Origin of the sequence: Paenibacillus ehimensis NBRC 15659 (assembly GCF_004000785.1) — a bacterium.
GTDB classification, from domain to species: Bacteria; Bacillota; Bacilli; order Paenibacillales; family NBRC-103111; genus Paenibacillus_G; species Paenibacillus_G ehimensis.
This window is the reverse complement of record NZ_BILX01000043.1, coordinates 1-12,013: the sequence shown is the minus strand read 5'-3', so window position 1 is coordinate 12,013 and position 12,013 is coordinate 1. Positions and strand designations below refer to the sequence as shown.

Below are 12,013 nucleotides of genomic sequence, written 5' to 3'. Positions count from 1 at the left end.
CCGGAAATTAACCGATTGCTGCAAATTTGATGCACACGGGCTTGGACACATCCAGTCGGTCCCCTGTAGGCTGAAGCTTCCCGGTAGCCGAGTCCCGCGCGAACGTCACGATTTGATTCGAATCCCGGTTGGCTGCGAGCAGGAAGCGTCCGTCCGGCGAAAGCGCGAAGTTCCGCGGATGTCCTCCAAGCGTCGAAGCATGCTCGACGAGCGTAAGCTTGCCGGTTGAGGAATCGATGGCATACACTGCGATGCTGTCATGTCCGCGGTTGGAGCCGTACAGAAATTTGCCGTCGGGCGAGATGTGAATGTCGGCGCATGCATTTTCCCCTTCATAAGAAGCGGGAAGCGTCGGAACGGTCTGGATCTCGCCAAGCTTGCCTTCCTCTGGATCGTAGGAAAATGCCGTGATCGTAGAACCTAGCTCGTTGATAACGTAGCCGTAAGGCAGCGACGGATGAAAAACGAAGTGCCGCGGTCCCGACCCCGGCGCTATCCGAACTTCGTCATGAGGAAGCAGTTGTCCCGCAGCGACATCGAGCTTGTAGGTAACGACGCGATCCAGCCCCAGATCGCAGACGATGGCGTAGCGGTTGGAGCGGTCGACGAATACGGAATGCGCACGCGCCTGATTTTGCACGGGCAGAACGCTGGAGCCTTCGTGCCGGCGGATGTCCGAGGTTTTGCCGATGCGTCCGTCCTCCAACAGCGGAGACAGCCCGATCATGCCGCCGTGGTAGCTTGCTACCATGATGTATGTATGGGTACGATCCAATGTAATGTGACACGTGGTTGCCGGCAGCGTCAGCTCCTTGCCGAGCAGCGACAGCTTGCCGGTTTCGGGATCGAAACCGTATGCCGCGGCAGCCCCGCAGCGCTTGCCTTCGGAATCGGTTGCCTCCGTGATGGCATAAAGCTTCAAGCCTTCCGCATTCACATCCAGAAACGTCGGATTTTGCAGTCCGGCCGTTTGATCCGTCAGCTCGAGCTTGCCGGTTTCGGGATCGAACTTGCAGGCGTACAAGCCCGGATCGGCCGCATCCGCATACGATCCCAAAAAAGCGAACACCTTCTTCTTGCTCTCCATCCTAGCACCTCTCCATCTCATTCATGTCCTATAGGCATTATCGCAAATCCGCCGTCCTCAGGCAACCGGGCCGTTTCGCGTAGAAATCCTCGGCATAGCCGGTGGGGGTATACCGTCCAGCCGCTGCCTTCCCCCAGAAAGTGAAGTAACACTTGGAAGCTTATTCCGATTACTTTCCGGGGACCCCCTATCTACCCGTGAATTGGATTAGAATTTGCGGTATTTTCACGGGTTTCAAAGCGGACGTAAACTCTTGCGGGATATCCCCCACCTCTATTGGTCTGAGATTTTTTGCGTCTAGCATTTCTTAACAGCCTAAAGGACCTCCCATAATGGAAGGTCCTTGGAGTTTAAATATATAAACGTCGCATTGCAGGGCGCTTAAAGGCGCGCTTCGTTCAACTCCGGTTAGTACGCGCTGGACGACTGCTCGCCTTTGACGATCGATACGCCGGAGCTCGAGCCGATGCGGGTAGCCCCCGCTTGCACCATCGCCTTGACATCCTCCAGGCTGCGCACGCCACCGGACGCTTTCACTCCGATGTCCGGGCCTACCGTTTTGCGCATCAGCGCGATATCCGCTACCGTAGCTCCGCCCGTCGAAAAGCCCGTCGACGTCTTCACGAAATCGGCGCCGGCTTTCACGGCCAAGCGGCATGCCCGCTCTTTCTCTTCATCGGTCAAGAGGCAGGTTTCGATGATGACCTTCGTCAGCGCCTTGCCTTTGGCCGCTTCGACGACGGCCCGAATATCGTGCTCCACCACATCGTCCTGCTTATCCTTGAGCGCTCCGATATTGATCACCATATCGACTTCCGTCGCTCCGGCAGCGATCGCTTCCCGGACTTCGAATGCCTTCACTTCCGGCATCGTCGCCCCCAGCGGAAAGCCGATGACCGTGCACACCTTCACGTCTGGCGTATCCTTCAGCACTTCATAAGCCGTCTTCACCTGTGCCGGATTGACGCACACCGAGGCGAAGCGGTATTGCTTCGCTTCCTCCGCCAAGCGGATCACCGCCTCCCGGCTGGCATCGGCTTTCAATAACGTATGGTCGATCAATCGGGCGATTTCGTTCGTTGTCATTTTCGTTACTCCTCCGCTTCGTTTTTCAACCCTCGAAACTAAGATTAATGAATTTCCGCGTGCACCAGAACCGGGCGTTCCACTTTGCCGGACGCAATGGCGTAAGATTCGTAGATGCTTTCGATAACGTCATCTACCGCTTCGCGGTTGCTGTGAATGGTGACCAGCGTATCTCCCGGCTTCACTTCGTCGCCGATTTTTTTGTGCAGCATCAAGCCGACGCTCAGATCGATCTCGGATTCCTTCGTCGCGCGTCCCGCACCCAAAATCATCGCCGCGGTGCCGATGCTGTCGGCGACGATCTCCGAGACATAACCCGCTTCCTTCGCCTTCACTTCGATACGGTAAGCCGCAGCCGGCAGCTTGGACGGGTCGTCTACGATCGAAGCGTCTCCACCCTGCGCGGCAATGAACGCTTTAAACGTCTCCAGCGCCCGGCCGCTGGAAATCGCTTCCTCCAGTTTGCTCCGCGCTTCGCTCACACTTGCAGCCTGCTTCGCCAAATATACCATATGACTACCCAGCGTCAAGCATAATTCGTGCAGATCTTCCGGGCCTTCCCCGCGCAGCGTGTCGATCGCTTCCTTCACTTCGAGCGCATTGCCGATCGCAAACCCGAGCGGCTGATTCATGTCGGAAATGACCGCCATCGTATTCCGTCCTACATTGTTGCCGATGTCCACCATAGCCTTCGCCAGCGCTTTGGCGCTCTCCAGATCTTTCATGAAGGCGCCGGCACCTACCTTAACGTCCAATACGATGGCATCGGAACCGGAGGCGATCTTTTTACTCATGATCGAGCTGGCCATCAGCGGGATCGAATTAACCGTTCCGGTCACATCGCGAAGCGCGTAAATCTTTTTGTCCGCCGGAGTCAGGTTTCCGGTCGGTCCGGTCACCGCCACCTTCACTTCGTTCACCTGCTTGATGAACTGTTCGCTGCTGATTTCGGCCTGGAACCCCGGAATTGCTTCAAATTTGTCCACCGTGCCTCCGGTATGGCCGAGTCCGCGCCCGGACAGCTTCGCTACAGGAACGCCGACCGCGGCAACGAGCGGCGCAAGCACGATCGTCGTCGTATCGCCGACGCCGCCTGTGCTGTGCTTGTCCACCTTGATGCCGTCAATCGCGGACAGATCGATCGTATCTCCCGACGCCACCATCGCCATCGTCATATTCGCCGTCTCCATCGGGGTCATGCCGCGGAAGAAGGCCGCCATCAGAAACGAGGACATCTGGTAGTCCGGGATCGTCCCGTTCGTATAGCCTTGCACGATGAAATCAATTTCCGTCTTGCTAAGCTCGTGACCGTCACGCTTGCGGGCAATTAAATCAACCATTCTCATGTTTCTCGTCTCCCCGTGTTTGGTATAGTAATCGATGTTTTATAGGAACAGCCCGATGAGCGTGGCCGACAAAATCGAGGCCAGCGTCGAGCCGAGCAGCAGCTTCAAGCCGAACTGCGCAGCCTCGTCTCCCCGTTTGTCGTTCAGCGCTTTCACCGCGCCGGTAATAATGCCAATAGAGCTGAAGTTCGCAAAGCTGACCAGGAATACCGAGACGATCCCGACCGTACGGACCGATAAGCCCGAAGCGATGTCTTTGAAGCTCAGCATCGCCACGAATTCGTTGGTCACAAGCTTCGTCGCCATGATGCCCCCCGCCTGGACGGCTTCGCTCCACGGAATGCCCATCAGGAACGCGACCGGTGCGAAAATATAGCCCAGCACGGACTGGAACGAAATGTGGAATACCAGTTCGAATACGTAGTTGATCATATTCATCAAAGCGATAAAACCGATCAGCATCGCACCCACGATAATCGCCACTTTGAATCCGTCCATAATGCTTTCGCTGATCATCTGGAAGAACGATTCCTTCGGCTGATGCTCCTCGTCGGCCACAACCGTCGCCTGCTCTTCCTCCGGATCGAGCTTGTACGGGTTAATGATGTTGGCGACAATCAGCGCCGAGAAAATGTTCAGCACGATGGCGACCACGACGTACTTCGGTTCAAGCATCGTCATGTACGCTCCGACGATCGAGATGCTGACCGCGCTCATCGCCGATGTGCAGAGCGTGTACAACCGCTGCTTCGTGACCCGGCTGAGCTGCTTCTTCGTCGTCAGGAACACTTCCGATTGACCGAGCAGCGCGGCGGAAACCGCCACATAGTTTTCCAGCCGGCCCATGCCGTTCAATTTGCTGAGCGCCAGCCCCACATATTTGATGACGAACGGCAGCACCTTCACATAGTTCAGGATGCCGATGAGGATCGAGATAAAGATGATCGGCAGCAGCACATTGATGAAAAAGGTCGAAGCGCCCTGGTTTTCCAAGCCGCCGAATACGAAGTTGACGCCGCCTACCCCGAATTCCATCAGCTTGTTGAACAATCGGGAGACGAACGTGATCAGCTCCAGGCCGATCTTCGTATTCAGGATGATAAAGCTCAGCACAATCTGCGTAACGAGCATAGCCAGAATCGGTCTGCTGCGAATTCCTTTCCGGTTGTTGCTAAACAAATACCCCACCGCAAACACCAGCAGCAATCCGGCCGCAACGAATAAAAATTTCATACGGAATTCCTCCAGCCTCGTCTATTTTGGACGTATAGGGAATGAATTGTTGTTTGTAAGCGTTAGCAATCAATGCAAAAAAGCTTCAACATCGAACACGAAAAGGGAACAACGGGTCTTGTACGATGCTGCCATTTTAGCATTTCCTTTACCATGAAGTTTTTATGTGCTTTAAATATGATGCTGTTTCGAAGCCGCTTCGATTACAATTCAACTATAACAAGCGTTTGAACAAATGTAAATATATTATTGAACTTTTGTTCTTATCAATCAAGAAATTTTGAACAATTTGTGGAATAACTTTCATTTCTTATTTGTTGGCTTCGCAATTTCGGTTCCAAAAGTCCTACTTTCAATCATTTGTATGACTTAGTATTCACATTTGTTCTTGAGTTGTGCAAAAAAAAGAAACCATCCAAGCTTACGCCCAGTCGGTTTCTTACCCCTTAATCGGGATGCCGAATCTGATGAATCTCGTTATCCTTCTTGCTCCAGCAATATTTTGGCCGTATACTGATCCGTTACCAACACATTCGCGTACTGCGCTTTCAAAGCGCCGCGGATGCCTTCGACTTTTTTCAAGCCTCCTGCGATGAGAATCGACTGTTCTTTTGTCTTGAGCTCGTGAAGCTCGATCCCGATCGTGCGGGCATTCAGCGTCTCGTTGCAAATGGCGCCGTTTTTATCGAAGAACCGGGAAGCGATATCCCCTACCGCATGGTCGGCGATCAGCTGCATATCCTGCTCCGTAAAATAGCCAAGCTGGAACAGCAGCGAATCCGTCCGGGGAACGCCTACCGTGAACAAAGCGATATTCGCCTGCTTGCCCATGTCAAGCAGCTTCCGGATGTGGCGGTCCGCCTCAATCGCCTGCTTCACTACCACATGGTCGACGATGGCCGGCAGCGGCAGCTGGTAAGGCGTCGCATCGAACGCCATCCCGAACAAATGAAGCGTTTCCGAGGCGTATGTTTTCTTCTCGGAATGGCTGACGCCGCCCTTCAGCTGGACGATTCGGACGTCCTTCAGCGCTTTGTGCTCCAGATGCGTCGCCACCTGATAGATGGTCGTCCCCCAGATAGTGCCGATGATGTCGCCGTCCTGAACGATTTCCCTTAAATAATCGGCCGTCAGCTTGCCCAAATACTGCTTGATCACATGATCCTCGAACAACGGAATGGATGCGACCAGCGCCCGCTTCAGCCCGAACTTCTCTTCCAGCTGCTCGCTCAGAATTTTGCGGTCCTCGGTCGGATCCGAGATGCGGATCTCGACGATCCCTTCCTCTTTCGCCTGCTGCAGCAGACGGGAAACGGTCGGCCGGGAAACCTCCAGCTTGTTCGCGATATCCTGTTGGCTGTAATCCAGCAAATAGTAAAGCTTGGCGGCCTCGATCATTTTTTTTAGCTTCTCTTGTTCCATAAAGCCCCCGATCTGCATCCCTGAACACTTTACCATGTATTGTGACACAAATGTCCGCCGCACTGCAAGCGTTTTAGCTTAAAAACGTCCCCAACTCCAAGTTAGGGACGCTTTACCCGAATAAATACGATCTAAATTTCCTTACACCATTAGTTGGTGAATTTTACATATTGCAAGAATCGCTTAAGCACCGTTGCGACTTGAGCCCGAGTCGAATCCAAGGCAGGCTCGAACGTCGTATCGGTCATTCCTTGGAGGATCCCCGTTCGAACGACTTGTTCAACGGAAGCCGCCGACCATTCGCTAATGGCTCCCCGGTCCTTGAATTTGTCTATCCGAATACCAGCTTCTTTAGAGGATGAATCGCTTCCTGCCGTCCTAAGCGCTCTGTTGATCATAACAGCCATCTGTTCACGGGTAATGGTGCCATTCGGTTCGAACATTCCGTTCTCAAATCCGTTCACAAGACCCGCTTTTACTGCCGCACCGACCGCTCCGGCGTACCAATCTTTTGGCTGAATGTCTTTAAATGTCGCGTAGCCCGGCTCTTCCAGCAAGCCTAACGAACGGACAAGCAGCGAAGTAAACTCCGCACGCGTTATTTTTTTATCGGGCTCATAGAGCTTGTCGGTCATCCCTTTGACAATAAATTTCGATGCGAGCTGCTGGATGTCCGATTCCGCCCAGTGTCCGGCGATGTCATCAAACGTGCGATTTGCGGCGATTACGGTATAGATGCTATTATGGGCGGAAAAAATGTTAACCGTAGAAGCCTGCTCCCCTTTTCCGATATAGGCAGGAATGAAGGTCGCTTCATAGGTAACCGGATCAACCGTAACGGCTGTAACATGATCCCTATTTGAAATGGCACCCGGAACGATTACTTTGCGCTCTACATAGACACCCCCGAAATTCACCAGCTCCTGCGATAACCCGTTGCTGCCCTCGGCCGTAATTTTAAAATCCAGCGGGTTAGTCAGCAGGGTGCCGGCCAGCTGATTCGTCTTGATAATGTTCTCGTTCATACTTGACGGCAGCTTCTCGATAGCCACAGCAATCTTGATGTTTTGCATCGTGGTCAAAGGCTGGGTCCAAGTACGTAATACGTGAACCGGCAGCTTATATTCCACCGCATCTGTGCGTATCGTGATCAAGGCCCCAGCTTGAACTTTGTCCGAATTTTGGAAAGACTCCGCCGGCAGCTCGACTTTAGTCACTACGTCGGCATGATCGATTTGGACGACTACCGAGCCGGTCGCTTGCAATGCTGCGGCTAATTTGTCCTTGTCTATTGATATTTTAGTAACCGTTTGTCCCAAGCTATTGCTCTCTTTGGCCACAATTCCGTCTTTGCCGGAATACAAAACGATTTCAGCCGCGTCCGGTTTTGCCGTTGGCTGTACCCCGCCTGTAGATCCGGCTGCGCTTGACGTACCACTATCCGGCGAATCACCGCTCGTGGTATAAAGCGTTATATCGCTGACCACGATCTTGTCCGCCATCGCCGTTACGCGAGTTTCGGCAGAAACGAATCCGGCCGATCCCGCTCTGAAGATGTAAGTTCCGGCAGGCAAAGTGACGGAATAGGTCCCGTCCTGCCCTGTTTGTATTTTCTCAAGCAGCATGCCGTCTGCAGAATCGTAGACTTTCACCCACGCCTGTGTTGCAGGATTGGACCCGTTCGTAATTGTCCCCGTCACAACACCGTTTGCTTGCAATGAAGCTTGTACGAATGCATCCTTTTCCTTGTTGACGGCTACGTTCTTCGTGATGCTCCCCAAATTGCTTTTTTCCGCAGTCAATGTATAAATTCCTTCAGGAACAAACAAACTGAACGTTCCGTCCCCGTTTGTTTTTGTGTAGTTGGAATAGGTCTCGTTGTGCGCGCGGACGATGACCCCGCCCAGCGGAGTTTTGCCATCGGAAGCGGAGATGGTACCGCCAATTTTACCGGCTTTTGTTGCCAAATTCTGACGCAGCGTTTGCTCCGCGGCAACGGTAATCGCAGTCGGTGTCTGATTGCCGTCAAACGACTTGCTATCAATGGTATATTTGCCCGCCGGAAGCATCAAGGAAAAGAAGCCTGTATCCGCGTGAGTGGCGATACGATCGACAGGCGTTTGAGCCTGATCCCGTACGATCGCCGAAGCCCCGCCTACGTTTGTTTTCCCATTGGATAGATAACCATTGAAGATGCCCGCCGCACCTAATACCGGATTTACCGTAACGCTTGAGCTTCGGGGGACGCTAACATTTTTATTTAGCGCCACTTGATGGTAATGCATCGTTTTTAATGTGAAGGTTCCGGGAGGAACCTTTAGCGAGTATGTCCCGTCTTCTTTCGATGTGGTGAAAGCATAGGAGCCGCCGTCTTGAGACAGAGCAACGATTGTCGCATATCGTGCCATCGTTCCGTCCGCTTCGGTCACTTTACCGGTGATTTCCGTCGGATTTATCGTCGGGTCATACGTGCTTGCCTGTCCTTCCAGAATGCTCAAGTTCTCTTTTACCGCGATCGAATCTCCCGCTGCCGCACGAATACGGTAACTTCCTACGGGCAAAAGAGTCTCATAGCTGCCATCATGAAGCGGGGCCAGCTTCTCGACAATTTGCCCGTTCTTATCTTGAACGGTGATTGAAATGTCCTCAAAGCTTGCTTTCAGCCGGTTATTGGGATACGATACTTTGCCCGATAACGTGCCGGCATTCCCTAGGGCAATCTCTACAGACTCATTCTTGCCCGCTGCAAGAGTTACCGACTGACTAATCGCGGCGTATGCACCTGCGCTGGCTTTCACAACGTAAGTCCCGGGTGGCAATAAAAAAGCATATGTACCGTTGGGAGACGAAGGTTCGACATCCGGAGCAAAGGCGTTTCCTAACAAATCAAACACGCGAACACGCCCAGACGAATTATCAGGCGCATTGGCCAGACTCACCTTTAACCCGGAATTCATCACCGTCAGATTTATTGTCGTTGAACCAGGCGCAATCGTCGCTTCGGAGCTGGTTTGTGTGCCGGCTTCATTCTCTGCGGCTCCAACGAGGGTAACTTGGCCCGTCGGGACCGCAAGCGCATAATGACCGTTCGCGTCTGCCCGTGTTTCGTTCAAAACCAATCCCTGCCGATTCACGGCTTTCACTTTGAAGCTCGCTTTTATTCCGGATGCGGATTGAACTGTACCGCTGACTTTGCCGGCGGGGTTCATGCTAATCGAAATGGGCGATTTTGTCGAATCCACTGTAAGTCCAGATACAGAGCCGTAAAACGGTTCGTCTTGAGACAAATACGCCGCTACGGTATAGGAACCTTCATTGATCGGAACCGTAAAAGCGCCGTCCGGCGAAACGGAAGCTTCATTATACATAAAGCCTGTATTCTCATCGATCACTCTCACTTTTATTCCTGAAGGCAGCGGGCCGTTGAAGCCGCTTCTCGTGACAACACCGCTAAACAGCACCGTATTCAACGAAAAGTTGGCTGTCGTGGTTTGATCCGAATTAACGGTAACGGAACTGCTGGAGCCCTCGGTTTCGTAAATGGCTTCAATCGTATACGTTCCAGGCGTAATGTTCAGACGGTAATTGCCGTCTGGCTTGGTGATATCCTGCGCAACCGTTTGGCCTCGGCTATCCAAAGCAACCACGGCTGCATTCGGTATCGGCTTCCCGCTGCGGTCCGTCACGCCCCCGCTTACCGTCCCCATAGCTGCACTGCTATTCGGAGCTGTATCCGCAAAAGCCGAAACGGGTAAAACCATCGCCAGGGACAAAATCAGGAGCATTTGAATAACGATCCTCTTGCTCAAAAACATGAATGCTCGCCTCCGTCTGTTTTCATCTTTCTTGGTGGTATTGATCAAGCAATCTTCGCTGAAGATCAAAGTAGGCTAGTTTATTGGACAGGACCGTGATTTTGGGATGGTTCCGCCTCACTTTTTTTAACAGAAACCCGGCTTCCGCTATTTTCCCGGAGTGAACCAATAAATCAGCCTTTAGGACATCGGCTTTCCATGCAAGAATGTCGCGGTCCGCAGTCACGGTCCCCCGGTAAGTTCCAAAGCCTTCAACAGCTGCTCCAATGTGTCCTTCGGCCTCTTGAAGCAACAACCGTGCTTTTCTCATCTGTATCTCCGCGAGCGCATAACGGGCATCGGGAAAGTCAGGATGGAGCTTCAACGCCTTGCGGCAGCATTCCTCGGCCTGTTCCCATTCGTTGCGCGATGCCAGTATTCGGGTCATCAGCATATAAACTTCAGGCATCCGGCCAAATTTGGGATTGGCACGTGCATGTTCCTCGGATTTTCTCAAAGCGTCCAAAGCGCTGTCGTAATCTCCCAGAGACATCGTCTCTCTCCCCAAAAAGTACCACCAGCCTGAATTTTCGGGTTCTTCTTGCGTCATCAGACGAAGGAGACGGATATTGCGGTTAAACTTATCTTTATCCTCTTTAACAAAGGCTTCGTAGCCGTCGTGGAACACTCTGATTTTGGTCGGTTTATGCAAAACATTGGAAGTAAATATTCCTTCTTCCTGCGTAGCGATTTGTTCATGGATTCGGCCGCTGTAATAAAGCCCCCGTCTGGCCGGGAATAAACGGGGTACGGAATAATCGCATATCTCCGTACCATTCACTTGGTTGATCAATCCGACATGCAGCACCGGAATAATATGGCCTAAACCGGAGTAAAGCGCCGCAGCCGTTCGAACATTTGCCTGATCTTCCGGATGAAGCCACTCATCCGCATCCAGCCAAAACACCCAATCGGAGGTGACGTGGGCAAGCGCCTCGTTTCGCAGTTGCGAAAAACTCTCGTTCCATACCGTTTGATGAACTTTAACGGTTGGATAATCGGTTAGGATCGACAACGTTTTGTCTGTCGAACCGGAATCTACAACAATGATCTCGTCGAACACCCCGATGATGCTATCGAGGCAGCGCTTTATGCAGCGCTCTTCATTTTTCACGATAATGGCTGCCGACACGCTAACCGGTTTTGTTTGCAGCAAATCGACGATATCCTGCCTCAGCGCCCCTGCAGGGGCTTTCTCCAGTTCTTGATACGCCATTGGCATCCAGGTGGCTTCGGGATCCAAAAGATGTGCCCTCTCAAACATAAGGCGGGCCATTTTACCGTTCTGTTGATGCAATAACGCCTCTCCCAATAGAACCCAACCTTGCCCATCTATAGGGAATAAACGGACGTGCTCGATGGCATGCGCTTCCGCTTCCGGATATCGTTGTTGTCTTAACAAATGGGTTATCATCTCATGACGCGGATGCATAGAACCGACCTTCCTATTTCAAAAAATATCGGCCAACCGTCCGATTGGCCGATTTCGTTCATTATAAAAATTTTAATGCTGAGCGTTGATCGTTACAGTATTGGTTACATATCCGCTGTATCCATCCGTTGCATGAATAACGACGTGGGTCGTTTCCGGAGCCGTCCCTGACAGCAGCAGGATCGTTCCGCTTATCGAAGCATTGAGCGTATTCGACCACGGATACGTCGAGCCGTAAACATATGTCAATACGTCCTGATTCGCATCGGTAAAGTAGTTCCTCAGGTCAATTTGCGTCAATCCGCCCGTTAAGGAAACGGCCGGCTGTGCCAATGCTTGGGGAACCATGTTCTGGCTGCTGCTCCCTATGCTCACCGTATTGGATACATACGCGCCATGACCGTCTGTCGCATGGACGATTACGTAACCCGGTTCCTGCGTCATCCCCGACAGCAGCAGCATCGTTCCGCTTACCGAAGCGCTCAGCGTGCTCGACCACGGGTACTTCCAGCCGTAATAGAACGCGAGCTCGTCCTGGTCTGCGTCATTAAAA

The 12,013-nt window shown here is 52.5% G+C and carries 7 protein-coding genes and 1 pseudogene; all 8 read right to left on the bottom strand.

The window, feature by feature from the left end; translation table 11 throughout:
• Positions 1-7: 7 nt before the first annotated feature.
• Positions 8-1,087, bottom strand: coding sequence for a lactonase family protein (locus tag PEH01S_RS21815; protein WP_025849131.1), 1,080 nt, complete (start codon positions 1,085-1,087; stop codon positions 8-10).
• A gap of 408 nt (positions 1,088-1,495) precedes the next feature.
• A complete protein-coding gene (gene deoC / locus PEH01S_RS21810) occupies positions 1,496-2,173 on the bottom strand; it encodes a deoxyribose-phosphate aldolase (RefSeq protein ID WP_127487991.1) in 678 nt (225 codons plus the stop codon).
• Between the two features lie 44 nt (positions 2,174-2,217).
• Positions 2,218-3,519 (bottom strand): pyrimidine-nucleoside phosphorylase, encoded by a 1,302-nt coding sequence (locus PEH01S_RS21805; RefSeq protein ID WP_025849128.1) that lies wholly within the window; start codon positions 3,517-3,519, stop codon positions 2,218-2,220.
• A 39-nt stretch (positions 3,520-3,558) separates the two neighbouring features.
• Complete coding sequence (locus tag PEH01S_RS21800; RefSeq protein WP_025849127.1) at positions 3,559-4,752, bottom strand: NupC/NupG family nucleoside CNT transporter; 1,194 nt, start codon at positions 4,750-4,752, stop codon at positions 3,559-3,561.
• A gap of 477 nt (positions 4,753-5,229) precedes the next feature.
• On the bottom strand, positions 5,230-6,174 hold the full coding sequence (locus PEH01S_RS21795; RefSeq protein WP_025849125.1) for a sugar-binding transcriptional regulator: 945 nt from the start codon (positions 6,172-6,174) through the stop codon (positions 5,230-5,232).
• A 149-nt stretch (positions 6,175-6,323) separates the two neighbouring features.
• Positions 6,324-10,037 carry a carboxypeptidase regulatory-like domain-containing protein gene (locus tag PEH01S_RS21790; protein ID WP_127487989.1) on the bottom strand — a complete coding sequence of 1,238 codons (3,714 nt, stop codon included), beginning with the start codon at positions 10,035-10,037 and terminating at the stop codon, positions 6,324-6,326.
• Entirely contained in the window at positions 10,012-11,460 is a 1,449-nt protein-coding gene (locus PEH01S_RS21785; RefSeq protein WP_025849123.1) for a glycosyltransferase, read from the bottom strand. Before PEH01S_RS21785 ends, PEH01S_RS21790 begins: the two co-directional genes overlap by 26 nt.
• Before the next feature lie 72 nt (positions 11,461-11,532).
• Positions 11,533-12,013, bottom strand: a pseudogene (locus PEH01S_RS34710) (hypothetical protein); the annotation flags it as partial.